Source organism: Microcoleus sp. T2B6 (assembly GCF_036700475.1).
Taxonomy (GTDB): Bacteria; Cyanobacteriota; Cyanobacteriia; order Cyanobacteriales; family Microcoleaceae; genus Microcoleus.
On record NZ_JAUBOZ010000019.1, the window covers coordinates 48,028 to 74,738 of the forward strand.

Here is a 26,711-nt window from a genome sequence, read left to right on the forward strand (position 1 = left end):
GTAAATATCTCCATATTTTGATTAAGATTTAGGTAAAGATAGCCCACAAAGAGCAATTATGTTGGAAATCAAAGACATTCACACCTACTACGGAAATATCCACGCTCTCAAAGGAGTATCGCTAACAGTCTCGCAGGGAGAAGTTGTGACATTAATCGGCAGCAACGGGGCGGGGAAAACTACCACTCTCCGCACGATTCAAGGACTGCTACGCCCGCGCCAAGGCACTGTATTATTTGAGGGAAAGCCTTTAGAAGCACTATCTACAGAGGCGATCGTCCGTTTGGGGATTTCTCAAAGTCCCGAAGGGCGGTTGATTTTTCCGCGCATGACGGTGCAAGAAAACCTGGAAATGGGTGCTTATCTCCGCAACGATACTCTCGGTATCAAGTCAGATATGGAAAAAGCATTAAATTTATTTCCTCGTTTGCGAGAAAGAATTAGTCAAAAAGGGGGAACTCTCAGCGGCGGCGAACAGCAAATGTTGGCGATCGCCCGGGCTTTGATGTCGCGCCCCCGCTTGTTATTATTGGACGAGCCGAGTATGGGATTGGCACCGATGTTAGTCAGTCAAATTTTTGCGATCGTCCGTGATATTAATGCTGAAGGAACAACTATTTTACTGGTGGAACAAAACGCCCGCATGGCTTTAAGTGTAGCCCACCGCGGCTATGTCATCCAAACCGGTCAGGTTGTAGTTGCTGGTACGGCTAGCGATTTGCAGTCAAATGAAACTGTTCGCAAAGCGTATTTAGGTGAAAGTTAAATAGGGGCATGGGGCATTGGGCATGGGGCATTGGGCATGGGGCATGGGGCATGGGGCATGGGAATGGGGCATGGGGAATGGGGCATGGGGCATTGGGAATGGGGCATGGGGCATGGGGCATTGGGAATGGGGCATGGGGCATGGGGCATGGGGCATGGGGCACTGGTTATTGGTTATTGAAACTGACAAATAACCAATAACAACCAACAAATAGAAAATAACAAATAACAAATAACCTCTTACCAAGAAACTGGGTCTAAAGCCCCGTCCTTATAGGACGGCTTTAATTATAAGTAATATGAAGAATTATTAAATATACAGACTTGTAAGTAAAAGTTATAGCAAAAGTGAGAGACTATTCCAATGATAGTTTTAGAGTTTAAGTTGAAGGGCAAAGCGGAACAATATCGAATCATAGACGACATGATTCGGACGGCTCAATTTGTCCGAAATAAAACTCTTAGACATTGGGTAGACAATCAAGGGATTAAGCTAGTAGACCTGTACAAACAATGCGCGGTTATGGCAAAAGAGTTTGAATGGGCGGGCAAGCTTAATTCGACGGCACGTCAAGCTTCAGCGGAACGTGCCATTTTTGCTATCCAACGTTTCTTTGCTAATTGCAAAAGGAAAAAACCCGGAAAAAAGGGATATCCACAGTACAAGAAACATACTCGTTCCGTTGAGTACAAGCAATCCGGTTGGGCGCTTTCTACCGACAAAAGAAGTCTAACATTTAAGGACGGTTTTGCTGCTGGGAGATTTAAGTTAATCGGCAGTCGGGATTTGCATTTCTATGCGCCCGATGAGATTAAACGAATCAGGGTTGTGCGTCGTGCCGACGGATACTACGCCCAATTCTGCATCAACGTTGAACGAAAAGAGGAACCCGTTTCTACTGGTAAATTTATTGGCATAGATGTCGGGTTAAACCACTTCTATACTGACAGCGACGGTGAAACAGTTCCTAATCCTCGGTATCTCAGAAAAAGTGAAAAAGCTTTGAAGAGATTGCATCAGCGAGTTTCTCGGAAAAAGAAAGGTTCCAGAAACCGGAAAAAAGCGCTCAACAAGTTAGGAAGAAAGCACCTAAAGGTTAGTCGGCAGCGTAAAGACTTCGCCATAAAGACGGCATTGTGCGCGGTGAAATCTAACGATTTCGTAGCCTAGGTCGAACTTCAGGTGCGGAACATGGTTAAAAACCACAAGCTCGCTAAATCAATTAGCGATGTGGCGTGGTCATTGTTTGCTCAATGGTTGGAATATTTTGGAAAAGTGTACAGCAAAACAGTAATTGCTGTTCCACCTCAGTACACTTCCCAGGATTGTTCAAATTGTGGAAACCTAGTCAAGAAAACTCTGTCAACTCGAACCCATATTTGTAGTTGTGGTGCGGTGTTAGATCGTGATCACAATGCCGGAAAAAACATTTTGGTAAAGGGTTTGAAGCAGGCAGGAATCAATTTAAATACGGTGGGGCACACCGGAATTCACGCTGGGGGACAGACCGATCTCTACTCGCTGGTGGTGACAAAACAGAGATAAGTTCGACTGGATGATCCAAGAATCCCTGCGCCTTCATGTCAGGGAGTGTCAACCTATTTGCGATCGCAACTTCCCCGTTTCCAATTCCGTCTCAAAAGCCGCCCGCACCTTTTCCCACTCCGCTTGGGCTTGCAACAGGCGATCGCGCGCCGTACTCACATCAAAAACCTGTTCCCCTCCAGACTCAACCGCCGCGCGACCCATATACTCCAACTCCTTGCAAACAGCAGAAAAAGACACGGCTCCTAAATTGGCGCTGCTCGACTTCAGCGTGTGAGAAGCCAGCTTCAAACTATCAGCATCGCCCAGAAAAATAGCCTCCTTAATAGTTTCTAAATGTTGCGGTGCGTCAACCAAATATATCTTAATCAGCTCCCCCAAAAAATCGGGGTCTTCATCATCATCTAGCTCGCGGAGATTTTGCAAAATATGAAAATCAATCGGCGAATCGGCTCCCGGTTGAACGCTCGAAGATGCCGCAGTATCACTGTCAATGTCATCAGAAATATCTTGATTGTTTTCCTCTGTTACCGCATCCAATTCATCCCGAATCAGAGGTGAACACTTGCTCAAGGCGATCGCCAACTCTTCTCGGCGTACCGGCTTAGTAATATAATCGTCCATACCTGCTTCCAGACACTTTTCGCGATCGCCCTGCATCGCATTAGCAGTCATCGCAATAATTCTCGGCTTCTTGTTAGCCGGCCATTCCTGACAAATGCGGCGCGTCGCTTCCAACCCATCCATATTCGGCATCTGCACATCCATCAGCACAACATCGTAAGATTGCCGCTTCAGGGCCTCCAAAACCTCCAACCCATTAGCCGCAATATCAGCCCGATATCCTATCCTGTCGAGTAAATGCGTAGCGACTTTTTGATTTACCACATTGTCCTCAGCCAGCAAAATCCGAATCTGACTAGAATTAGTTCCATCCTGTCCGGCAGAATTCGCCGCCACCTGCCTCAAAACAGCAGGCGTCCGCTGCACGCGGTGTTGTTCTTGAGAATTTTCAAAATACTTCAATCCCGAAGTCAAAGTCACCACATTTGAAGCTTCTCCCCTGCCGCTTCTGCCAGTAACATATCCAAAAACTTGCAGCAACACATTATAAAACTGGGACTGTTTTAAAGGCTTAGTTAAAAAAGCCGAAAAATGTACTTCTGTAGTTTCAAGTTTTTTCCAAACTTCCGCCTTACTTAAATAAGTAAACAGCACCAAAGGTAGTGCTATTTTGCGAGGGTTTTGAACTTTGATGACATTCGGATTTAGACCCTCGTCGCCGGACAAATTGCTCAGCTCAAATTTCCGAATCTCCACAGCCAAAGCCACACCGTCCATATCTGGTAGATTCATCGCCAAAATAGCTAAATCGAGCGGCGAGTTTCCTTTGATGATTTCCAAAGCCTCAGCACCGGAAGTTACAGCCACGGGTATCATTCCCCAAGACTCTGCCTGACGGATCAAAACTTGCCGATTAATGGCATGATGCTCAACAATTAACAAGCGCTTACCAGCGGCGAATTCGGGTCTTCTTTCCTCAGCCCGGATGTCATTGGCTTCAGCAGTCACCGTGAAATAAAAAATCGAACCCGAACCCGATATCGACGGCGAAGTAAATTCTGCAGGCGACCTTCCAGCGATACTTTGTCCGATCGCAGAAACTCCCGGTTGAGACTTAGAACTTCCCGGACTTACCTGGCTGACAACCCACATTGTACCGCCCATCATATCGCTCAAACGCTGGCTAATAGCCAGTCCCAAACCCGTCCCGCCGTAATGTCGCGTTGTCGAAGCATCCACCTGCGAAAAAGCTTTAAACAGGCGATCCATCCGGTCTGGCGGAATGCCAATTCCCGTATCTTGGACAGCAAATTGAATCTCGTATTGTTTGCTACGTGCCAACTCTCCCTGGTTAATTACTAGCAGTTGTGGCGCTAGAATATTAATTTTATCGGGCGAACTGTTAGCAGCTACCGGTTCAATTTCCCTAGCCGTACAGCACACCACAATTTCTCCCGATTCTGTAAACTTAACTGCATTGCCCAGCAGATTTACCAAAATTTGGCGCAGCCTCGTGACATCTCCTAAAATGTTTTTCGGAACAGAATCATCAATAAAGTAAGCCAGCTCTAAACCTTTTTCTGAGGCTCTCGGAGCCAGTAATTCCAGAGATTCTTCTATACAGTTTTGCAGCTCGAAGGGGCTGCGTTCCAAATCCAATTTTCCCGATTCAATCTTGGAGAAGTCGAGAATATCGTTAATAATAGTCAGCAAAGCATCGCCGCTGGTACGAATTGTCTCCACAAAATCCCGCTGTTCAGGAGTTAGTTCCATATCCAGCAGCAAGCCAGTCATCCCGATGACCGCATTCATCGGAGTGCGGATTTCGTGACTCATAGTCGCTAAAAATTCGCTCTTAGCTCTGTTAGCAACTTCCGCCGCTTGTCGCGCTTGCTCCAAAGCTTCATTTTGCTCGGCTAACTGTCGCTGTCGCTGAACTTCCGTTTCTAAAAGTTGTGCTTGAGCTAAGGTAATTCCGACTTGCGCGGCAACATCTTCTAACAGTTCAATTTCGTCGGGAGTCCACTGGCGAGTTGCATCGCACTGGTGCAAAGTAATAATTCCATTCGGTTCTCCTTGATAGGAAGTGCGAACAGACAACATAGATTTTAATCCGATGCGGCGGCACATCGGCCCCGAAGATTCCAGCAAAGGATCGGCAAACACATCGGGAGATGCCAGGGCTATATCTTCAGCGAGGAGTTTTTCTGTGTAGGGGTTATAAGTGACAGAAAGTTCTAAATCTAAAGCCGATTCGTGACCGGGTTCTAAGTATTCCGCGACGCAAGGAAGATGGGGATAAGGTTCGGAAAGATAGGTGTGAATTGTACAGCGATTGACACCAAATACGCGGCCGATTTGGGTGGCGGTAGTTTGAAAAATTTCTTGAGTGTCTAAGGTCGATCGCACTTTTTGAGTAATTTGTTTGAGTAGTAAAACGCGCTGGTACTGACGTTGCAAAGTTCGCTCTCGCTCTTCGCGGGCAATTTCTGCGCCGATGTAATTGCCCATCAACTTTAAAATTTCAAAATTCAGCGGTTTAAAAGGAGATTTAGTGGTGCGGGAAGTAAAGCTCAAAGTACCATAAACTCGCCCTTGCACTATTACCCTCGTCCCCACAAAAGCCTCCAACTTGCGGACGCTGTAGGCGGGGTGGTTGCGCCACTGAGTAGTGCCGGCTGATTCGACAGAAATAGGTTCGCTCGATCGCAAAACCTCTCGCTCAAAGGTTCTGCTCAAAGCAAAACCGTCTCCTTTAGCAAATCCAAAGGGAAAATCTTCCGGTACATAAGCCGAAATCACTTCGTAGCGATCGCCCAAAACCCTGCCCACCAGCCCGATATCCATCCCAAACTGACTACAGCCCATTGCCAGCAACCGCATCGTTCGCTCGTCAAAAGAGCCTTCCGAGCTCACCATTACCTCGTAGAGCGATCGAATTGCCCGCTCGCTTTCCCGCAGTTCCTCAACTCCTTCGAGGCGGTTGTAGACATCGTGCAAAGTCCCGAAAATTCCCGCTATTTCGCCTTGGGAATTGCGGCGGACTTGGGCAAATAGTTCCACGGAAACAAAGCCGGAATTACTGTGAATTCCCAAGGAGTTTTTCTCCGAAACCGACTTGGACTTAAATCGCAGTTCTCGCCGTTCAAATTCCGACTTCCCGGACAGCAAAGACTCCAATAAATTTGCACATTGCTCGCGCTCATCTGGATGCACCCACTCTAAAAAATTAGTTTGCAAACTTTCGGAAACCGCATAATTCGTAATTTCCGTCCAAGCGCGGTTGAGGAATTTCCAAACCCCCGCCGCATCTATGTGAAAAATTACTGTTGCTTTCAAAGAGTCAAATAGATGGAATTGTTCTCGATCCTGCTCCCGGTTTTTGACTTCAAACTGCTTGTTTAGAGTAATATCTGTATGAGTTCCTACTACCCGCAGCGGTTTGCCAGTAACGCTGCGTAAAACTTGACCTCGGTTCAGCACCCAGACAGTGCTGCCGTCTTTACAGTACATCCGATATTCTGCTGCAAAATCCGGTGTCTTTTGGGCGAAGTGTTCTTCTAAAGCTGCCTTTACCGAGTCAATATCATCTCGGTGGATGCGACTCCACCATTCCGATCGGCGATTCGAGATTTCCCCTTCTTGGTAGCCCAGCATTTCTTGCCAGCGCGCCGAATAAAAAAACTCATCTGTTTCGAGATTCCAGTCCCAAATCCCCTGATTGTTGACGGCAGGGGGGAGATTTGGCCGCTCTACGAAACTGTGGTGAGAAATTTCAGCCATCTCGTGGCTATTTGCTGCTGTCCGGTGTATTTCTGCTGAGAGTTTTTTGTATTGAGCGTTGCTAGATTCTAGCTGGCGCTGCAAAGCGATTAAGCCAGAATGCAGAGATTTTGAATCCAGCGCTTGTAAAAGGATAGTTTTAGGATTGATAATCCCGATCGGGTGATTTGTTTCGTTGATGACTAATAAAGGCAACTGGCAGTAGTGTTTTTGCAGCAGCGCGACGGCTGCTTCGAGGCTAGAGTGCGATCGCACCAGCGGCGGCGAACTGCTGCAAATTGCTCCCGCTCTAATTTTGTTAGAGTCTCTTCCCAGCGCCTGCAACTGCACGATATCCCGCGAACTTACCACCCCAACCAGTTTGTGAATGTTGGGATTTGTAAATTTGGAATTGTGAGCCCCACCAGTCGAGTGTTGATCGGGGGTTTCAGTGATTAATACATAACTAACATTGTGTCTAAACATCAGTTGCGCCAAATAGCGAACCGAAGAATTAGCAGGAGCGTGAATTATTCGTGAGCCTGCTATTTGAGGGATTTGATAAAGTTTAATTAAACTTGCGGGTAGCTCTACTTTCTGATGCACAATTGGCAGCGGCGGAGGGAACGCGAAAGCCGCAGGTGGCGAAGCGCTGCTAATTGCTTTTGGTGTCGATCCCCCAATTCCCTGCAACAAAAGCACCAAGCTTTGAGAGCTAATTAAACCGACAAGTTCTTCAGCCTCGCTGACGACGGGCAAATGGCTGATCTGATTTTTATCCAGCAGATTTGCTAAGGCAAAAAAGTCGGGAATTTCCGATTCTCGGGCTACAGTTACGGTTCTGATCATGATTTGCTCGATCGCAAATCCGCTCAAAGCAGCGCCGATCGAATTTAGCTGTACGACATCTCGCGTTGTAAAAATCCCCAGCACTGTCTGGCCGCCCGCATAGGGAGCTTTTGAGCCGTTGAGAGGCCGCCCGTTGCCTCCTGCGTGTACCGCACGCGGTATGCCGTTGTAGAAACCCGACTGTTCCCGCAATTGTGGGGAAGTCCCGTTCGTGAGATTTCCGAATTGAGAATTCCCGCGCGGTTCTACCACGAGGACGTAACTGGCTCCTGTGCTACTCATCAGCTCGATCGCCTTTTCTATGGGCGTCTCAGGGGTGACGGTGAGGGGATTGCGGTTGATGACCTGACTGAGGGAGGGAATAAACATCAGGGGGCATAAAAGTGATATTTGTTGGAAAAACCCGATCGCGAGCAGCAGGTTGATTGAGAGGCTTTACCCGCGAGATTTCCCAGCGCCCTCAAAGTTTCTGTACGATGAGACTCACCCATACTTCCAGCATCTTGGCATTTAAAATTAATTCCGTGCCATATCCTGATAATTGACGGCTTCTGACTTTCAGAACCAATGCTATCTGCCAGAGGGCGGACATGAAGGCTGGCGGGCAATTCCTCGCTTAGCATAACTGCTGCGGGTTTACGAGCAAGAATTTCTGCGATTGTCTAGACTGCACCCTACTTTCTCGCCCTCAACCGAATTCTCGCTCGCATTCTGTTTGAGGCAAGATACCTGCACGCTACCAATTTACCAGCGACAGGAGGGGAATCACAACATGACATTTAGGTATTGCAACTGTGCAATTAGGGGTTCGAGGGTTCAAGGGTTCCAGGGCTCCAGGGCCAAACAGGCAGAAAATAAATAATTCTGAGCATAACTAATTCTATCTTATCCCAATTATGACCCAGAGGATTTGAGCTTCAATTCTGGCGATCGAACTTGATGAGAATAGCGCTGTTCCCCGCCAGTGCAAAACTCGCATTGCCGCCCTTGAGCCTTAAACTACCAACAACCTCATCCATTGTTTTAGAACTGAACTCCCGCACCGTGCCATTACCAGTTTTTATCAGCTCCGAAATATCAGCCTTAACAGTGTAAGATGTTGCTCGATCGTTGACAACCAGCAAGTAAACATTCTTGCTAGCATCAAGAGTTGCAACTGCCATTAAATCCGAACTATTAGTGATAGGAAAAAAGGTAGCTTTCCCGCCCTGCAAAGCCCTAATTCCCATCCGCAAAGCATAGTAGCCTGCGCGCCGTTTTCCCCCGTCCCCTAGCAAACCTTCCGCCCCTGCAGGCTTGCCCCAGTCGTACAAACAGAATATGTGACTGCCGTCAATATAATTATCCCCCGGTTGAGAACCTCGAATCAAATTCTTAATCAAATTTAAAGCTAAAGATAAATCGCCGTAGCTCATGTTGTAAGTTCCCCATTCTCCTACCCAAAGCTGCGAGTTAGCGCGGACAGTACCGTTCATCCAGCCGCGAACTTTGCGGGTGTAGTTAGAAATATCTGCATCGTAGTTGTGGACATTGACTGTATCGAAATAATTCGGTATTTCTTGCAAAGCACTAGCCGGCCAATTGCTGCCGCCTATGGTTTTCGGGCCGTGGATGCGGTAAGTGCGATCGGGCAAATAAGTTTTATAAACAAAGTCGATCGCATCTTTTGCCACCTTAACCAATTCAAAATAGTCAGCCCTAGTCCCGCCCCAACCCCGATCGCGATTGTCCGGTTCGTTGTGAATTTCCCAATCATCAACGCGGTAATCATTGCGAACATTCAGCCAATAAACTTTAGCCAAAACCTATTCCCACCACTCGTTCCAATCTTCTTTTGTGCGTGGCGGATTCAGTTGCAGCGCCCAACTCGGATTCCAGCTATTATCAACATTCCGAATACTCACAACCGAGCCAATATTTGCTTGTTTGAGACTATTAAAAATAGTTTTGGCATTGCGCCCAACTTTACCAGGTTTTCCCGACCACCAATAATCGCTACCCTGGGGCGGATGAGTCATAATCTGATCCCAATGCGCCCAATTAATTATATTTGGATTTGTCTTAAGCTGTCACGCATTTAAATTGCATATTCAGGGCGGGCTTTCTGGCCCAACCCCTACTCCCCACAAAGCTTAGATTATTTTTTGACATTCAATTTAAATGCACAACAGCTTAACTTGGGATATTTCGGGCCAGCCGTATTTACCATCATTTTCAGATTCCCATCGAGACATCCCGCCGTAAATGCGGTAGGTATTAATTCCCAAATCTGGCAAATCTTGGATGTCGAAATTGATATTGCCCTAGACGGCACCGATGTAGCGAGTGCTGACACCCGCAGCATTGCCGGAAATTTTAATTGTTTCGATGTTTTGAACAAAAATTGCCGTTGGGCTGTACAACTCAAGGCTGAGGGCGATTAAAATGGCGATGGTAAAATTCCGAATAATTCTTTTTGAGAACACTGGGTTAATCACTCATGACAAACTGCCTAATACCTACTGACTAATTAACTTCAAGCGACGCTGAAGTTCCCCCGCCGCCGTAGCAATTACGACCGCCAAAATCGGGTGCAGCGGCTGGCTGTAGCGAACTTCTGCATAAGTGAGCGCATGAATCACAGTAAAATAGGCACAGACTAGCAACAGCGGCAAAAACTCCCGCCAGCGATGCCGCAAAACTATCATGCCCAAAGCAGCAAATACAGGCAAATTTCGCACCGCTAAAATGCCGACTATCCGTGGCGGCGAAAAGAATAGCCGCATTGCCTTCACATTAAACAGATCCTGATAAGGCAAGTCACTTATAGGGTTTCCCAACCAGAAAAAAACTGCCTTTTGCACACAATACCAGAGATAGACAGCAGGCTCGCGGAGGATGGAAGCGATCGCCCGTTTGGTAAAATAGCGATCGCCCTCAATTGTAAAAGCATTGTGTCCCCCATTCCGAGCCGGATTTAGTTCTTCCTCCCAAATCTGAACAATATGGCGTTTTGGCAGTTTTTCATAAGCCAAATGATAAAACTCTGGACTTCCTTGCCACAGCAGCGCCGTAGAAACGCTGTAAATCAAAAAAGTTTTGTGCGTTCGATAATTGTGGTAAGTCCAAGGTGCAGTAATGATGATAATTGCGCCCAAATAAGCAAGAAACAAAGCAATCTTGCGCTTAAAATGCCATTGGCGCGGCATCAATAGTGGCACAATTGCTGGAAGCAACATCCCTGTCGGGCGACAAAGATTCGTAATTGCCAACAGCGCACCTGCTAATGAAAAATTTTGCCACTGCGGCTGTTCCAATGCCCGCAACAGGCCCAGCACTGTTAAAAGTATTAAAGGCGTGTATAAAACCTCTGTTTGCAGCCGGCTGACATGATGAATGAGGGAGGGATTTATCGCAACTAATCCAGCCGCTACTAAGGAACTTTGAGGGCCAGTAAAACGCCGTGCCAGGATAAAAGTTAGCGGGATGATTGTCGCCCCCAAAAAAGCTTGTACGTAGACTACAGATGCGGGAGAACGACCAAAAATTGCATAGCATCCAGCTATAAAAAAGGGATAAACAGGCGTCCTGCCTGGCCTCTCAAAAAAATAACCGTTCAGCAGATCGTATGCGAAACGTTCATAGCCCGGTTCGTCGCCTCTGAGACGGGCGGTGGTATCGGGGAGAGTTTGGTTGGTGCGCCACGCCAAATAAAGGCGCAATGCCAGTCCCAGCAGCGTCAGACAAATGAGGGCCGAGACAATTATGCGGTGATTTCTTTGCTGCTGCGCTGCCAAGATGTCTGGTGTCATAAAAACTGACTGCGAAGATTTGATTGGCTTGCTCCCCATTTTTTAGGTTGGGAATGTCAAAAATTATATCATTTCACCTTCCATCTTTTTGGAGAAGAGATGTTTTTATACCACAGATTATATTTAATGTGAACGGGCGAGCAGAACGCCTTACGGAACAGCCAGACATCGCACGATGCAATTGGTCAAAGAACACAACCCCGCACTTTCACCCGCCATCAATCGCGCCTGGATTGACTCGCAGGGGCGTGCGGAGGTAATTGCAATTTACCGCATTCACCCCAGCGAAATGAGCGGGCGCACGACGGAGGGCATCAGCAGTCGGTGAATATCTCTGCTGGCATGGGAATAATAATTTTCTGAGTGAATCGCGATCGTCCTACTCGCCGGCTCAGTAGCATTCCGATCAAACTGGATATGATATTAAATGAACTTACTTGCCAAAAAATCTCTCATGTACCGATTCACTAACTGCGGCTGTTCCTGCTGCACCCAGTGGCTGCAATTAGGAATGTAGTGAATCTGAAAATCCCGCACGTAATCTGCGGTTCCATAGGTTAACTCTTTGCCGAGGGCGGCATCATTTTCTCCCCAAATCATCAGCGTGGGAACTTCCAGAACCCTCCAATTCGGGCGATCGAGAAATCCGCGAGCAATATTGCGGTAATAATTGATAGTAGCAGTCAGAGCGCCCCGTTTGGCAGCCGCATCTTTGTAAGCTTCGATATCTGAGGGGCTAAAGGTGCTTTTGTCAACCGCCATACCTTCCAAAGCAGCCGAAATTGCCTGATAGTCGCCCAATTGAATTAACAACTCCGGCAAAACTGGCAACTGAAACAAAAAGATGTACCAACTTTTCAACAATTGTTGGGGAGTGCGTAGCCCTTCAGCAAACTTGGCCGGATGGGGTAGATTCATCACAATTAATTTATCCACCATTTGGGGATAAGCATAAGCAAAATTCCAGGCGATCGCGCCTCCCCAGTCGTGACCAACTAAGACGCAACTTTCGTATCCCAAACCCTGAATAATGCCCTTGACATCTTGCACAAACTCTGCCATAACGTAAGCAGATTGATCGCGAGGTTTGTCGCTGTCGTTGTAACCCCTGAGATCCACAGCGACGACTTTATAATCTGATGCAAATTCCGGGATTTGATGCCGCCAAGAATACCAAAATTCAGGAAATCCGTGCAGCATCAGCATCAGCGGCCCAGAACCTTGAGTGACATAGTGCAGTTTAATGCCGTTCGTAGCGATAAATTCGTGTTTCCAAGCAGCTTCTAGCACAGACATATTTGATGCTTCCTCTAGCTATCGAGATATCCTAGCAGTTCCTCTCTTTAAGAGGAACCAACTTTAGGCATATGTAGCAATTCTCCCAGCACTTGTAAACTCTTCCTTTTCTCTTCCTTTGTGGAACAGGCGTCCCGCCTGTGCTTCTTCGCGAAAGCGGTTCATAAAAAAAAGTCGCTCGCCCGTTTCCCAAAAATATTGCTATCTCTGTCAAAATAATAGTATAATGTCGCTGGCATCCCGACAACTGTTAAGCCAAAAATTACTCATTTTCGATCGCGCGAAAATCCCGAAGCGCAATAATTTGAGGTGTTGTGAAGGTGCAAGTTCAAGAATTAAGATCGGGCGAGTGTACTAGGAATTAAAGGAGTTAATACTATGTCGGGCGATCGGCTGCAAAACATTGTTAACCGCTTGACAGATCGTCTAAAGCGCGATGTATTAGTTGAAAAATCCCTCTACGATATTCGAGAAGTTTTGCAGAGCGATCGCGCCGTACTGTACTATTTTTACAGACAGTGGCAAGGTCGAGTGACTTACGAGATGTTGAGTGCGATCGAGCTCTCAATCTTGGGTTCAACAGGGCCAGATGAATGTTTTAACGACGAATACGCTGCTTTGTACGAAGCCGGCAGAGTTAAAGCAATTGCAGATATTGAAGTAGAACCAATTAACCCATGCCACCGAGATTTTCTGCGTAGCCTGAAAGTTCGGGCCAATTTAGCCGTGCCAATTTTAACGAAAAAAGGACTGTGGGGGCTGTTAATTGCTCATCAGTGCAGCGGGCCCCGCACTTGGTCGCGATCGGACATTGAATTTATGCAGCAACAAGCACAATATATGGCAATGTCTCCCACAATTCAAGATAGTTAATCTTTCATCCAAAATCCTGCTTTGTGACTATTCGGGTGCATTGTCGGTGCAATGGAAAATTACCAACCAACCAAAATATGGTGTTCTATTGTTAGGCGGAGGTTTGTAGCGACTCATAGGGCTGGATGAGAATCTCAGCGGGAATTCCTAACTCTTGATTCAGCTTCCGAATCATTTCCAGAGTCAAGGATCGTTTGCGAGATAATATCTCAGAAACTTTAACTCGACTGCCAATACATTGTTCCAAATCGCTACCCGACCATCCGCGGGCGTCCATGTAGTATTGAATGGCTGCAATGGGATCGGGTATTGCGATCGGAAAGTGTGCCTTCTCGTAAGCTTCTACTAGGGTACTGAGCACATCTAGGCGATCGGAGTCAGGTGTATTAGGAGGTGCATTAAACAGCAACTCAACCTCTCGAAGGGCATCCTGATAGTCAGTTTGGGTTCTAATTGGACGTATTTCCATATATCAATTTGTGTTTAAATTGTTTCTGCATCTACCTTGTCATACTCGGCATGAGTGCCAATAAAGCGGATAAAAATAATGCCGATGTCATAACGAATGGCAACAATCAGCCGATAGGAATTGCCTTTGATGTTGAACACAACACGATTGTTGGCAATGATGCTGGCATTACCATGAGCGGACTTAACATCGACTGGACTCTGCCAATCGGCGTGAGACGCTTCGTAGTACCAAGTTTTTAGTGCTTCTGAGGCATCTGGATGAGTTTCCCAAAAGCTTCGCAAGGTGCTGCGGGACAAAATACGCATAGAACTTCGTGACTGGAACTCCCGAAACACGAGACAATTGAAATATCGGTTCTGCCATTGTCAGAGGGCAAAGAATAACGTGCTATCTCATCATTTTATCACAGAATCTTTGTCTCTAGGAATAGTTGGTGGCAAGGAGTTTTCGGATGCTGGGGGAGCGAAACCCAAAAATGATATCTTGAGAAAACACACCGCGTTGAATCAATTCTCGCTCGATGTAGATTTCGGTACTGTTGTGTTGAATCCAGATTTGATTTTCGATGATATCGAGCTGCATGGCACACCCATAGATGCGATATTCGTCGCGCCATTCGTTGTGCATAACGAGATATCTATCGCGGGCAATATCGAAGATTAACTGAGCATTTGCGTCATTTTTAGAAAAGTCTTCGAGAAAATCACAAACAATTTTGCGGTATTCGTTTAGTCTATCCATTGGTCGATCGCCTCATGAGTTGGATTGTAAATAATTAGTCGGATTTCATAACGTTCGATGACAGTTTTTGCGGGTTCAAATCTGATAAAACTTTGGTAGGTATCGGTGGGCACTGCCAGATACAGTATACGTTCGGGTTCGCTAGAGACTTCGATGGCAACGCGATAGTTGAGGAATTGACCGAGGGCAGTGTGGAATTCAGAAATGGTGGAGCCACCTGCGAAACTTTTGACTTCTACAGCTATTTTACGTCCTTCTTTTTCAGCGGCGATCGCTTCTTTGGCTGCAAGATCGATGTAGACATCAGCAACACCATAACGTAACTGGTAGGGATCGTGAGTAATCTTCCAGCCATCTTTTTGTAGGGCGATTTTGACCCTGTTGTGGAAGAGATCCTTTGCCATTTTTAGTTTGGGTTCTAATTGGACGTATTCCCCTTAGATAGCATTACGATCGAGTGAGACTTGCTGTTTCCCGATCGTACCGGAATTGATCGAGGGTTCCTTCCTTGATTTTTTCGATCGCCTCCTCAATGACTTCTAGTGGAACGAGGAACCACTCCCTTGGCTGCACTGGTATACCGAAGCGATCCTGTAATTCCAAATCCAATCGAGCGCTGGCGAAGAACTTCTGAAGGAGTGCCTCAAGTCGCTTCCGGTTCATATTTGCCAGTTTGAATTTTGCGACGATTTCCACATCTGCTAGCAGATAGGTGGGGTCTTTCTTGGCGTTGGCAATTCGGCTTTTTACGTCTCCTCCGGTGACACCAATCTTGTGAATGACAGACCGATTCTCAGCAATGAAGGGATGATCCGATTGGCTCCTGAGCACGTAAATGTACCCAGTTGGTAAGTCGTCTGCTGCTTCAATGTGAGAAAACAGGGGGCCGAAATCTGGGGTGGTGATGCGGCGGCTGGCCTTGTCTTTATTTAAAGCACGCTGGAGCGATCGCACTAGCAAATCGCTCTCGGTGGCATTGTCATAAACCACCCTCAGTCGGCAGTCCGATCGACCATAGTCACTGACAAACGGCTCACCCATATCGACCACCATCACCTTCTGCCCATCAAGGATGAACAAATCACCTTCCTTTACGGCCGCATAGTCCTGGTATTTGATGGTTTGCCGTTCCCCCGACTGCAATTGCCGTTGCACTTTGTCAAAGATGGGTTTGAATTCATCAAAGTCCTGGCAGGGAGTCCGTTGGGCGATTTCCTCGGCTGCTTTGATTTCGCTGCGCGATCGCACATGAGTAAGCTGGGTAACATCGTTCTCTGAGGCTGTATCGATGCCAAGGGAGGTCAGCAGTGCTTCATCTGTCAGATTGCTTTCTGCGATCAGGCTGGTATCAGTCTCAGCATCTAACAGTCCGCGTGAGTCTAGCGGTTCTAAGACTGCGCGACATTCCTCCGATTCTCGCAGGCGATCGAGTCGCACGGCATAAAGTCGCTCGAAGATATCCCGATCTTCCCCATGCTGGGGCAGTCTGCCATATTCTTCCACAAACCGCTCGATCTCCTCAAAGCCTGCGACGATCCGCTCTTCTCTGGCAGAACGCTGGCCGGAGGGTTCGGGGGTCATGTCCATGCCCAATTCACCGAGCAATTCCAAATCATCATCGGTGGTGTACTTAGGCATTAGTTTCCTCCTTCACTTTGCGTTGCAGGAAGGCAACTCCTTCTGCCATCCGTTTTTCCCAGGGATCGACTGCTGTGAGAGAGGGCAACCTGCCTTTTTCTTGCTTGAACCGCAGCGCCCGTTTGGCTAATTCCCGCGCTTCTTCCACGCTAAGGGTTACTCGCTTAGCCGCAATGACTTCTGCCACCTGCTTCAGCCGTTCTTCGCTCATGGACTTAGCTAGGATGGCGTAGGCTTCCCCAAAGGGATTGATGCGATCGATCAGATCCATATCGAGATCTGTTACCGATAGGGCGAACTTCCTCACCCCATCGAGGAGTGAGGTGTTTTTCGCTGCTTCCCCACCACCAGGATTTGTGGCGTACTGCCCACCACTTTCGTTCATGGTTTTTTTAGCTTGCTGGACAAGGGTTAGGGCGGCGATCGCGTGTTGGCGGACGGCTTCTCGATCTTCCGCTTCTAGATTTGGGAACTTCTCTTTGACGATTTTGCCCATGCGAACTTGGGTTAGTTCTTCCGGCACCAGTTCTTCATCAAACAGGCCGCGCTCGATCGCAGGCTTATCTTGGACAAAGGCCGTCACCAGTTCGGTCAAGTCTTCGCGGCAGATGCGTTCGGCTTCCGGGCTCTTGGGTTCGGCTAATCCCTTAATTTCCATTTGAATCAGGCCTCTCTCTGGATTGATGCCCACGTTGCACTTGCCAGGATTGTACCCATCTTCTCCGTAGTCGAAACCGGGTGTTGGTTGATTGTCGGGGCGCTTGGGTTTGAACTCGAAGCGTGGCGCGAGCACTTGCTCCATCAGTAGGCTGGCTGCAATGGCTTTGAGCGTGTCGTTCACCGCCTCAGTGACTGCAGATTCGGCGGCATCCGGCTCAGCAATCAGGTTGGTGAACCGAGCGCGGGTTTTCCCTGGTGCATCGCGGGTGGCGCGACCGATAATCTGAATAATCTCTGTCAAACTGGAGCGATAGCCGATCGTCAGGGCGTGCTCGCACCAGATCCAATCAAAACCCTCTTTCGCCATGCCGAGGGCGATGATGATGTCCACACGATCGCGATTGTTCTTCTGGGTGGGGTCTTTTAGGGCGGTGGCGACTTTATCCCGTTTGGTGGGGTCGTCGTCTACGAGATCGGCGATCTTGAGGATTGTGCCGTCGGCGGTTTTGACGAGTTGAAATCCCGTGTTGGGATCGGTGCCTTGCCATTCGCCCAGTTCCTCGATGATGTGTTCCACCTCGCGGATCTTGTCCTTCGTACTTTCGCGGGAGTTGACGTTGGGAATGTGTAGGATGGTTTTCTCTTTGGGGTTTAGCACCTGCACGATTTCGTCGGTGTAGCTACCCGCGTAGAAGTAGTAGCCAATGTCGAGTTGCTTCAGGTATTGGTAGCCGTTGAGCTGTTCGTAGTAGGTGTAGGTGACGGTATCGAATCGGGATTCGTCTTCGGGGTGCAACACAGCTTCGGCATCGCCACGAAAGTAGGAGCCGGTCATGGCTATGATGTGGGTTTTGTCGCGGGCCATGAGTTGGCGGACACGATCGCCCAGCTTGTTGTCTGGGTTGGACGAAACATGATGAAATTCGTCTATGGCGATCAGGCGATCGTCTAAGACTTCGATACCGAATTTGTCTACGGCAAAGCGGAATGTGGCGTGAGTGCAGACCAGAATCTTGGCACCGCTGGCTAGAAACTTCTGCACCGCGCCCACTTTGCCACCGTCGTTTCCCGGTGCGTCGCAGAGATTCCACTTCGGTTCAACTTGCCAATCGGCCCAAAAGCCAAACTGACTTAGAGGTTCGTTGTGGAAGCTGGAGCCGATCGCCTTTTCTGGCACGACGATGATAGCTTGTTTGAGGTGCTGGTTCTCTAGTTTGTCCAGGGCGATGAACATCAATGCCCTACTTTTGCCGGAGGCGGGGGGCGATTTGATCAGGAGGTATTGTTCGCCGCGCTTTTGGTAGGCGCGTTCTTGCATCGGGCGCATACCGAGGGCGTTAGGGCGGGTGGAGGTGCCATCCTGGGCGTAGGTGACGGAAACTGAGGGAATCGCGATCGGTTTGCTCATGGGTGGGAGTGTTTTTCTTTGAGAATTGCTAAAATCGGTTTGCATTTAAGCACTTTTTTGTTGATATGTATGCGTTTTAGACTTCGAGACTCGCCAGCATCGATTTGCGTTAAAGCACTTTTACGCCCAAAAAGGGAGGTAACGAGTCTGTTCTAGCCGAGCTAACAATTAGAATCAATATCGCCCATGACAGCAAGCGCCAACTTAAACTTAAGTTCTTCACTGAAATCTTCCTCAAAAATAAGAGACTCAATCAGCTCGCATAGAAACTCTTTAGAAATTTTCCCTTCTGCTATCCAGACGGCAATATTTTCCATTTCTAGTACAAACTTTTTCACTAAAAAATCGTAACCATTGAGCTTGAGAAAATAAGCTCCCAATGCAATACTAGAGCGTTTATTTCCATCAATAAAAGCATGAAACTTGTTGACAGCAAAAACTAGGTGAGTTAACTTGTGGTGAATCTCAGGGTAATAGAGATCGTTTTGAATATGTTCTAATGCACTCTCTAGTAGAGTCGGATTATTAGAACCCGGAAAGCCCCCTGATTTTTCGATAATCCAATCATGCAGCTCGATCGCATAATGAATGTCAAAGTAAAAGAAATTTGCTGGCATAACTTACCGATCCTTCAATCGCTTAAATACAGCCAAAAGAGCCGGATCGGAAAGTTGCTCTTCTAAAGAACGGCTGGCTTCTCCTAAAAATTTCTCAAAGTCGCTCTCTGGAACACTTTGGATATACGCTTCTAATTTTTGATGCAGAGCATCCCGAAACCCTAGATCGCGACTAGCCATTTTGATGCGGGCATCTTCAATAATGGGTTTTAGATAGGGGTTTTCCTCTGCCGATTCCAATAGCGAATCAACCTCTTTCTGTTTCAGCTTTCGTCCCACCTTTTCTGACTCGGCTTTCAATTCTGCTGCCAAACCATTCTCTAGACTGGCAATGGCGATGAGAACTTCGGCATACATGGTGTCACGGGGGCAATCGTTTTTACCCAGGCTTAGGATCTGCTTATATTCTTCGGCTTTCTCTCGGAAAACAATCTGATACACTTTGTTGGTGTAAATGCCATACTTAAATTTGCCCATGTCGAGGTAATTATCAAGGGCATCGGTAAAGGTTTTACGATAGCTAAATTCTTGATACACCGCAGGTAAGTAATTGTTATCTCTCTGGTTAATATATTTGGTATGTCCGCCTGCCCTTTCTGCCATTACGTCAATCACGATATCTAAGATGCGCGATCGAATTGCACGGGCTCGCTCGCTCTCTACCAGCACCATCGCTAGGTTGAGGGTTGCCCGAAAGGTGAACACACCTAATGTCGGGGTTTTGTTACCGTAATCAGTTACGGAGACATCCAGCAAAGCCTTGAAATCTCGAAGTTTCTGACCTCGTAGCACCCTATAGCCATTAGTCTTCAGCTCATCGTTGTGACTGGATAGATACTTTTCAATTGTACTTTCGCTGATACCGAAAATCTCAATCAGTTGTTGTTTGGTAAATAGCAGTTCTTCTTCATAGTAAGTGCCTCCTAATCCTAAGTATTCTTCTATTTTTTCTAGGGCATAGCGATTGTTGAGGATATTTTGGCGATCGCGTAGCGATGAAGTTAAATCTTTTGCCATTATCATTTTTTTCCTTGGGTTTTACGTTTGGCAGACTTTTTTTGGGGAGTTGTTTGGGCGGTGAATGGGTTATTGACAGGTTTGTACTTGAATTATTGCTAAAGTCCATTTTCAGAGGCGCTCTTTCCAGTAGCTTGGATCGCGACGACAACTCACGATCGCCGCAATCACGATTCGATCGGGATAGACTCGATACAAGATGGCATAGGAAAATTTGAGGGTCAAATACCGACGAATCTGACCTTCAACGATCGGCCAGCGCTCTGGTGCTCCAATAATTTTAAATATGGCGTTTTCTATCGTGTCGATGAAATCCTGGTGTCTGTCTTGTTGGGCAAAAAATTGCACAGCCTCTGCATATTCTTGCAGGGCTGCTGGGTGAAATTCATATTTCATTGCTGTGCAAGTTGCCGTATTTGGGCTAAGGCAATATCTCCGGGAATAGTTTGAACTGCGCCGCTATCAATTTCGGCAATGCGTTCTTGAGCTTTCTGCACGCCTTCTAATAAAATATCTCGATCGATTTGTCTTTCCATGCTCTCCACAATTTTGTCAATGAGGATAGCTTTGGCTGCATCTGGTAATGCAGTGGCTTCTGAAATGAGTTGGTCTAGGGTTAGCATTGGCTCGTTTGGCTATAAGGGGCTAGTCTGATTTTAACATTTTGTATTTAACGGGTCATTTTGGTAGCTCGTAGGCGCAAGCCGGGGCGCAGCCATCGCACTTCTCCTCATTTACCTCCTTTAGGTTTGGCAGATTTTTTCGATGATGCCTGCTGACTGGTCATCTTTGTATACAATTCAAACAGTTTTTCCAGGCGTTCGGTGTCGTTTTTGAAGCGGCGACCGATGTAGATTCGTTCCAGGATTTCGTCATTGCGATCGTGCGCTTCTCTAACCAGAGGGAATTCGGTATCCATGCGATCAGGGGCGTACATATCGGCAATGGTAGCGGGGAAGTAGTGTTCTCGCGCTAGTAGAATGTCTTCGGCGCAGCGGGTGAGGTCGGCTTTGTTTTGCTCGGTGAGGGTGGGGACGGGGAAAGTGTTCCAGCCCATCTTATTTGAATAGCTATAATCAGTCTTCATTCTTCCGCATACCGCAGCTATCCAGCACAAGTGCAAAGTGGAAGAAAGGATAGAAAAATTCCATACCTCAGAATCATAAATAGCATATGATTTATTAGTCATAGAACAGGATATTCCTATTAAATTAGGTGTTAAAAAAGCTCTATTTTCAGAACTAACAAGAGGTATTGCAATAGTTGAATATTTTCCACAGTTCATTTCTCTAAACTGATGAGGCTTGGAGGCCATTGCTCGTGTTCCTATATCAGAACTTGTTAAACGCATTTTTTTTACTTTTTCCACTCTTAATCGAATGGAGTCTATTGCAATTGCTTCTTTTAATTCCTGATCTTCAATCCAAATACACTGTCGTGACACCCCACTAATAATCTCGGCAGATCCCAATAATGGTCTCAACCACTTCTTTTTCTGAGATTCAGATAGCCCCAAAGAATCAACATCGCTAGAGTGAAGAATAAGATGTCCTCCGTCATAAGGAGCATTTCCCAAGTTCATGACAGACAAATCACTAATTGGAGCCGACTTTCCCTCTACTATGACATCATTGCCGGGAATTAAATATGGCCCGATTTTATTTGTTTTTATCTCAATATTTGAGCCATCTTTTGAAGTGTTAAAAAGTCTTTTCAAAGACGGTTTTATATGAGAAACACCAACAATAATAACAATTACACCAGCATTGTTGCTTGCAAGATTCTGCCACTTGAACGATTGGTGAGCAAAGAAAATTTCCAATCCAAGATTAAATATCAATGGCCACAGTACAGGCACTTGACCACCTTGACATATTGAATTAGTACTAACAAAAGCAAAACTGGTTTTCGTATATTGAGCGAGCAGAGCAGCCTTGAAAAACCATGCGGCTACGTAATCCAAAGTTCCGTAACGTCTGATGTGATCCTCAAAAATGAATTTTAGATCTTCCTTTTCCCTTTGGGTTTGGTTTTTAGTTCCTTTATACGGCGGATTCCCACAGATATACGTTTCTCCGCCTTCATTCTCAAAATCAATCTCCGCCTGATCCAGCGGCGTGCTAAATAAATCCAAATCTTCCTGCTGCACCTTTACCCCTGTCCCCGTCGGTGGGCAAACACTCAACCAATCCAACCGCAACGCATTACCGCAGGTAATCCAGTTGTCATCCTTCAGCGGCAAAAACTCCGCCAGTGCCAGCTTTGGCCCTCGATACATCACATCACATTGATACTCCCCAATAATCAACGCCAGCCGCGCAATCTCACAGGAAAAGTGCCGGATTTCAATGCCCCGAAAATTTGTCAACGGGATGTCAGAGCGGCGATCTGGCTCCCCCCGACGGCTGTTAATTTCTGCCTCGATCGCCCGCATTTCCTTATAGGCAATCACCAAGAAATTCCCCGATCCACAAGCCGGATCGAAAACCCGAATCCGCGCCATGCGCTGCCGCAAATTCAGCAACTTACGGGCGTTGTCCCCCGCTGCCTCCAATTGCTCCCGCAAATCATCCAAAAACAGCGGATTCAACACCTTGAGGATATTCGGCACGCTGGTATAGTGCATCCCCAACGCACCCCGCTCCTCATCATCCGCCACCGCCTGAATCATCGACCCGAAAATATCGGGATTAATCTTTGTCCAGTCCAGATTGCCAACATGAAGTAAGTACGATCGGGCAATCTTGCTAAAACGCGGCACCGCCACCCCACCCGAAAACAGCCCTCCATTCACATAGGGGAATCTATCTGCCCAATTGCGAATCTTCGCCGCCTCCCGATCCTTAAGTGGCGTACACATCGCCCGAAACATCTCCGACAGCACCTCGTGCGTATTCGACGAATCACTGGCACTCATTTGTTCGATGGTGGCAGTGAAGAGGGCATTGCTGTGAAAGATATTCGTATCCTCCGCGAAGAAACAGAAGATTAGTCGCGCCATGAAGTGATTTAACGCTTCCCGGCGATCGGCCTTGTCCCACTCCGGGTTCTCCTTCAGCAGCTCGACATACAGGCGGTTGAGGCGCCCCGTAGCCTTGATATCAAAGGCATTCTCGCGGATCTGCTTGACTGTCGTAATGCCCGCCAAGGGCAGGAAAAAACCGAAATGGTTGTGAAAGTCGGGGTAATCGCAAGCGACTATCTCCCCATCAGCGAGGTTTTCCGCCTCAAAACTTTTGCCATCGGTGGCCAGGATAAACTTAACCTTATACCGAGCCGTCGCCGCACTATCCCGCAACGCCGTGAGGGTGTTTGTCACCTCGCCTTCCGGGCAAACCTTCACATGGATATTGTTGCGCTGGAGCACGCCACCGAGATCCGATTGGTTTGAGCCACCGCTTTTGCTTTTGATCCGCTTGAGAGTCGTCGGCTTGTTACCAAAGGCTTCGAGGAAGGCAAAGGGGAACTCTTCCGAGTCAAAGGGCGCTTCAGCCAGCCTGGAAACTGCTTCTTCGATTTCGACTGCATTCATACTTCGACCATAGGTAGCTCAGGGGCGGTAGCTCAGAGGTTCCATTATCACCTCTTAACGCAATTTTGGATTTTACCTTGATTTTCGATTATGGGGGTTGCGATCGCGGCGTTTTGGGGTGGAGGGCGATCGCCTACATCTTTCTTACTCCCCATCAGCATCTCCCTTCCTCGAAGGTTAGGTGCTTTAGTGAGAATTAACTAACAGCTACAGCCTCCCCCAAAGGATGCTGCTGCAAAACCGCTTGCAAATACTTCCCAGTATAAGAACGAGGATTTGCCGCCACATCCTCCGGCGTCCCCGCCACAATAATTTCGCCGCCCTTATCTCCCCCTTCAGGCCCCAAATCGATCGCCCAATCGCAGCACCGAATCACATCTAAATTGTGTTCGATTACCAAAATTGAATTACCCTTATCCACCAATCTTTGCAGCACATTTAACAAATGGTGAACATCATAAAACGACAAACCAGTCGTCGGTTCATCAATCAAATAAAGCGTCTTCCCAGTAGCGCGGCGCGACAGTTCCGTTGCCAATTTCACCCGCTGCGCTTCGCCTCCAGAAAGCGTCGGCGCCGGCTGTCCCAACTGAATGTAACCTAAACCAACATCAACCAAAGTTTGCAGTCTGACGCCCGCCCTGGGAATATTTTTAAACATCTCCAAAGATTCCTCTACAGTCATGTTCAAAACATCAGAAATCGACTTGCCTTTGTACTTAACTTGCAGCGTTTCTCGGTTGTACCGTGCACCCTTGCAAACCTCACACTGCACGTAAACATCCGGCAGAAAATTCATCGAAATCACATTTACGCCTTGGCCGCCGCAAGCTTCGCACCTTCCCCCTTTCACATTAAAAGAAAACTGCCCCGCTTTGTAACCTCTTGTCTTCGCTTCAATGCTTTCTGCAAACAAATCCCGAATCACATCAAAGACTCCCGTGTAAGTAGCGGGATTAGAACGCGGAGTGCGGCCGATGGGAGATTGGTCAATTACAATTACCTTATCAACCACATCCTCTAGAGAGCGTTCCCCTTTAGTTTTTAGGGCGTCCATATCGGGTGGTAAAGGCACTTTTTTTGTGATATAATGTTGCAGTGACGGGTACAGCAATTCATTGATTAAAGTTGATTTTCCCGAACCGGAAACGCCTGTCACGCAGACGAGCTTTCCGAGGGGAATTTCCACATCGATATTTTTTAAATTGTTGCGCGTCGCCTTTATGATTGAGAGAGCTTTGCCGTTGCCTTTTCTCCTTTCATTAGGGGTTTCAATTACTCGCTTTCCCGACAAATAAGCACCAGTCAAAGATTCCTCGGCGGCCAGCAAATTTTCTAAACTTCCTTGCGAGATAATTTTGCCGCCGTGCACCCCAGCGCCGGGCCCGATATCGACAATGTGGTCGGCCGCTCGCATGGTTTCTTCATCGTGTTCTACGACAATCAAAGTATTGCCTAAATCGCGCAATTTTGTTAAGGTTTGCAGCAGGCGAAAGTTGTCTCTTTGATGCAGTCCGATGCTGGGTTCGTCCAAAACGTAGAGAACACCAGTCAAACCAGAACCGATTTGAGTTGCTAGCCGAATTCGCTGGGCTTCTCCGCCAGAAAGCGTCATTGCTGCGCGGTCTAAAGTTAGGTAATCTAACCCGACATCGAGCAAAAATTGCAGCCTTGCTTTGATTTCTCTCAGGGCTAAATCGGATATTTGGAATTGCCGATCGCTCAATCCCAAATTATTTACTCGTTCGCGGCATTCGCGAATCGAAATACTGGTTAAATCTACAATTCCGTACTGTCCCAACCGCACCGAAAGCGCCTCGGGTTTCAAGCGTTTGCCGTGACAAACCTCGCAAGAGCGATCGACTCGATACTGTTCCAGCTTTTGCTTGATCAAATCAGAACCAGTATCGTCGTACTGGCGCTGCAACATGGAAATCACGCCCTTAAAATCTCTCCTCAAATCGGTGGTGTTGCCGTCTCGCTTCTTACTTTCTGAAGTACCCTTGGACTCATTGCCGTACAAAATTACCCGCTGGTGTTCAGGCCTTAATCGATACCAAGGAGTGTCGATATCAAACCCGCAAGTATCAGCAATACTGCAAAGCAAAGAGAGATAATAGGAATTGTCTTTGTCTGACCAAGGTGCGATCGCACAATAAAGAGGTGCTTTCTCGTCGGGAACTACCAACTCCGGCGCAAAAGTCCGCAAACTCCCCAAACCGTGGCAGTTTTGGCACGCGCCGTAAGGCGAATTAAACGAAAATAACCGGGGGGAAAGTTCTTCCATTACTGCGCCGTGTTCGGGACAAGCAAAGTTTTCGGAAAATACGATCGGCCCCTGTGGTTGGGAATTTTCTTCAGTCGGCAACTCTTCAATAATCGCAATTCCCTCAGAATGGCGCAAACAAGTTGCCAGAGAATCAACTAAACGTTCTTCTAAACCGGGTTTTTTAATTAACCGATCGACAACTATCTCGATATTGTGCGTATGATTTTTATCTAATTCGATATTTTCCGAAAGTTCTAAAATTTCTCCGTTAACTTTGACGCGAATAAATCCTTCCGCAGCTAAACTCGACAATAATTTGCGGTGAGTGCCTTTTTTTCCGCGCACAACTGGTGCCAGAAGGTGAAAGCGAGTGCCGTCGGGAAGTGCCATGACTCGATCGCACATTTCATCAATTGTCTGCGGCGCAATGCAGCGATCGCAAATCGGACAGTGCGGTTCGCCGGCTCTGCCGTAGAGCAATCTGAGATAATCGTAAATTTCTGTAACAGTGCCAACAGTCGATCGCGGGTTGTGAGAAGTTGACTTTTGGTCGATCGAAATAGCCGGACTCAAGCCTTCGATCGCGTCCACATCGGGTTTGTCCAACTGTCCCAAAAACTGGCGCGCGTAAGCGCTGAGAGACTCGACGTAGCGGCGCTGTCCCTCGGCAAAAATTGTATCGAAAGCCAGGGAAGACTTACCAGAACCGGAGACGCCAGTAAAAACGATCAGGCGATCGCGCGGCAGTTCCAGATCGATATTTTTCAGGTTGTGCTGTCTCGCACCGCGAACCCGAATCGTATTTTGGTTGTTAGAGTGAGAATCCGTCACATTATGCCCGTTGCGGGATGCACTTGGCTGGCTGTTTGAGGTTTCGGCGCGTTGGGACATGAGAGTAGTGCAAAACAGTG

22 protein-coding genes and 1 pseudogene are annotated in these 26,711 nt (G+C 47.4%); 5 read left to right on the forward strand and 18 right to left on the reverse strand.

The window, feature by feature from the left end; all coding sequences use genetic code 11:
• Nucleotides 1-58 precede the first annotated feature (58 nt).
• Together QUA00_RS11235 and QUA00_RS11240 are read left to right on the forward strand one after the other, a co-directional pair.
• Nucleotides 59-766, forward strand: a complete 708-nt coding sequence (locus QUA00_RS11235) for an ABC transporter ATP-binding protein (RefSeq protein ID WP_006631855.1) — start codon at nucleotides 59-61, stop codon at nucleotides 764-766.
• A gap of 363 nt (nucleotides 767-1,129) precedes the next feature.
• Nucleotides 1,130-2,311: pseudogene (locus QUA00_RS11240) on the forward strand (RNA-guided endonuclease InsQ/TnpB family protein).
• Between the two features lie 48 nt (nucleotides 2,312-2,359).
• On the opposite strand, the gene QUA00_RS11245 reads toward QUA00_RS11240, so the two are convergent.
• The 4 genes from QUA00_RS11245 to QUA00_RS11260 form a co-directional block, all read right to left on the reverse strand.
• Nucleotides 2,360-7,855 (reverse strand): response regulator, encoded by a 5,496-nt coding sequence (locus QUA00_RS11245; protein WP_333409645.1) that lies wholly within the window; start codon nucleotides 7,853-7,855, stop codon nucleotides 2,360-2,362.
• On the reverse strand, nucleotides 7,855-8,109 hold the full coding sequence (locus tag QUA00_RS11250) for a hypothetical protein (RefSeq protein ID WP_333144999.1): 255 nt from the start codon (nucleotides 8,107-8,109) through the stop codon (nucleotides 7,855-7,857). The genes QUA00_RS11245 and QUA00_RS11250 overlap by 1 nt, the downstream gene beginning before the upstream one ends.
• Nucleotides 8,110-8,403: 294 nt before the next feature.
• Nucleotides 8,404-9,288 (reverse strand): hypothetical protein, encoded by an 885-nt coding sequence (locus tag QUA00_RS11255; RefSeq protein WP_333145000.1) that lies wholly within the window; start codon nucleotides 9,286-9,288, stop codon nucleotides 8,404-8,406.
• A gap of 3 nt (nucleotides 9,289-9,291) precedes the next feature.
• Nucleotides 9,292-9,504 (reverse strand): hypothetical protein, encoded by a 213-nt coding sequence (locus tag QUA00_RS11260; RefSeq protein ID WP_333145001.1) that lies wholly within the window; start codon nucleotides 9,502-9,504, stop codon nucleotides 9,292-9,294.
• Between the two features lie 126 nt (nucleotides 9,505-9,630).
• Here QUA00_RS11260 and QUA00_RS11265 point away from each other — a divergent pair, with 126 nt between their 5' ends.
• A complete protein-coding gene (locus QUA00_RS11265) occupies nucleotides 9,631-9,909 on the forward strand; it encodes a hypothetical protein (RefSeq protein WP_333145002.1) in 279 nt (92 codons plus the stop codon).
• Between the two features lie 75 nt (nucleotides 9,910-9,984).
• On the opposite strand, the gene QUA00_RS11270 is transcribed toward QUA00_RS11265, so the two are convergent.
• Nucleotides 9,985-11,277 (reverse strand): glycosyltransferase family 39 protein, encoded by a 1,293-nt coding sequence (locus QUA00_RS11270; RefSeq protein ID WP_333306059.1) that lies wholly within the window; start codon nucleotides 11,275-11,277, stop codon nucleotides 9,985-9,987.
• 175 nt (nucleotides 11,278-11,452) lie between these two features.
• Here QUA00_RS11270 and QUA00_RS11275 point away from each other — a divergent pair, with 175 nt between their 5' ends.
• Nucleotides 11,453-11,605: a hypothetical protein gene (locus tag QUA00_RS11275; protein WP_333409646.1), complete on the forward strand. Its 153-nt coding sequence runs from the start codon at nucleotides 11,453-11,455 to the stop codon at nucleotides 11,603-11,605.
• A gap of 95 nt (nucleotides 11,606-11,700) precedes the next feature.
• On the opposite strand, the gene QUA00_RS11280 is transcribed toward QUA00_RS11275, so the two are convergent.
• Entirely contained in the window at nucleotides 11,701-12,573 is an 873-nt protein-coding gene (locus QUA00_RS11280; RefSeq protein WP_333409647.1) for an alpha/beta hydrolase, read from the reverse strand.
• Nucleotides 12,574-12,951: 378 nt separating this feature from the next.
• Here QUA00_RS11280 and QUA00_RS11285 point away from each other — a divergent pair, with 378 nt between their 5' ends.
• Nucleotides 12,952-13,446 (forward strand): GAF domain-containing protein, encoded by a 495-nt coding sequence (locus QUA00_RS11285; protein ID WP_333409648.1) that lies wholly within the window; start codon nucleotides 12,952-12,954, stop codon nucleotides 13,444-13,446.
• Nucleotides 13,447-13,537: 91 nt separating this feature from the next.
• Here QUA00_RS11285 and QUA00_RS11290 read toward each other — a convergent pair whose 3' ends face one another.
• The 12 genes from QUA00_RS11290 to uvrA all read right to left on the reverse strand — a co-directional run bounded on the left by QUA00_RS11290 (nucleotide 13,538) and on the right by uvrA (nucleotide 26,691).
• Entirely contained in the window at nucleotides 13,538-13,915 is a 378-nt protein-coding gene (locus QUA00_RS11290; protein WP_333409649.1) for a transcriptional regulator, read from the reverse strand.
• 14 nt (nucleotides 13,916-13,929) lie between these two features.
• Complete coding sequence (locus QUA00_RS11295; protein ID WP_333145158.1) at nucleotides 13,930-14,223, reverse strand: type II toxin-antitoxin system HigB family toxin; 294 nt, start codon at nucleotides 14,221-14,223, stop codon at nucleotides 13,930-13,932.
• Between the two features lie 115 nt (nucleotides 14,224-14,338).
• Entirely contained in the window at nucleotides 14,339-14,659 is a 321-nt protein-coding gene (locus tag QUA00_RS11300) for an element excision factor XisI family protein (protein WP_333409650.1), read from the reverse strand.
• On the reverse strand, nucleotides 14,647-15,063 hold the full coding sequence (locus QUA00_RS11305; protein WP_333409651.1) for a XisH family protein: 417 nt from the start codon (nucleotides 15,061-15,063) through the stop codon (nucleotides 14,647-14,649). Before QUA00_RS11305 ends, QUA00_RS11300 begins: the two co-directional genes overlap by 13 nt.
• A gap of 43 nt (nucleotides 15,064-15,106) precedes the next feature.
• Nucleotides 15,107-16,297, reverse strand: coding sequence for a GIY-YIG nuclease family protein (locus QUA00_RS11310; RefSeq protein ID WP_333107681.1), 1,191 nt, complete (start codon nucleotides 16,295-16,297; stop codon nucleotides 15,107-15,109).
• Nucleotides 16,290-18,410, reverse strand: coding sequence for a DEAD/DEAH box helicase (locus QUA00_RS11315; RefSeq protein ID WP_333409653.1), 2,121 nt, complete (start codon nucleotides 18,408-18,410; stop codon nucleotides 16,290-16,292). The genes QUA00_RS11310 and QUA00_RS11315 overlap by 8 nt, the downstream gene beginning before the upstream one ends.
• 116 nt (nucleotides 18,411-18,526) lie before the next feature.
• Nucleotides 18,527-18,982, reverse strand: a complete 456-nt coding sequence (locus QUA00_RS11320) for a type II toxin-antitoxin system death-on-curing family toxin (RefSeq protein ID WP_333409654.1) — start codon at nucleotides 18,980-18,982, stop codon at nucleotides 18,527-18,529.
• A 3-nt stretch (nucleotides 18,983-18,985) separates the two neighbouring features.
• Entirely contained in the window at nucleotides 18,986-20,005 is a 1,020-nt protein-coding gene (locus tag QUA00_RS11325; RefSeq protein ID WP_333409655.1) for a DNA-binding protein, read from the reverse strand.
• 105 nt (nucleotides 20,006-20,110) lie between these two features.
• The gene (locus tag QUA00_RS11330) at nucleotides 20,111-20,395 is read right to left on the reverse strand and encodes a type II toxin-antitoxin system RelE/ParE family toxin (protein WP_333262874.1); all 285 of its coding nucleotides are present in this window, start codon (nucleotides 20,393-20,395) and stop codon (nucleotides 20,111-20,113) included.
• The gene (locus QUA00_RS11335; RefSeq protein WP_333053276.1) at nucleotides 20,392-20,622 is read right to left on the reverse strand and encodes an addiction module protein; all 231 of its coding nucleotides are present in this window, start codon (nucleotides 20,620-20,622) and stop codon (nucleotides 20,392-20,394) included. Before QUA00_RS11335 ends, QUA00_RS11330 begins: the two co-directional genes overlap by 4 nt.
• A 107-nt stretch (nucleotides 20,623-20,729) precedes the next feature.
• A complete protein-coding gene (locus QUA00_RS11340) occupies nucleotides 20,730-23,531 on the reverse strand; it encodes a DNA methyltransferase (RefSeq protein ID WP_333409656.1) in 2,802 nt (933 codons plus the stop codon).
• Nucleotides 23,532-23,727: 196 nt separating this feature from the next.
• Nucleotides 23,728-26,691, reverse strand: a complete 2,964-nt coding sequence (gene uvrA, locus QUA00_RS11345) for an excinuclease ABC subunit UvrA (protein WP_333409657.1) — start codon at nucleotides 26,689-26,691, stop codon at nucleotides 23,728-23,730.
• Nucleotides 26,692-26,711: the final 20 nt, after the last annotated feature.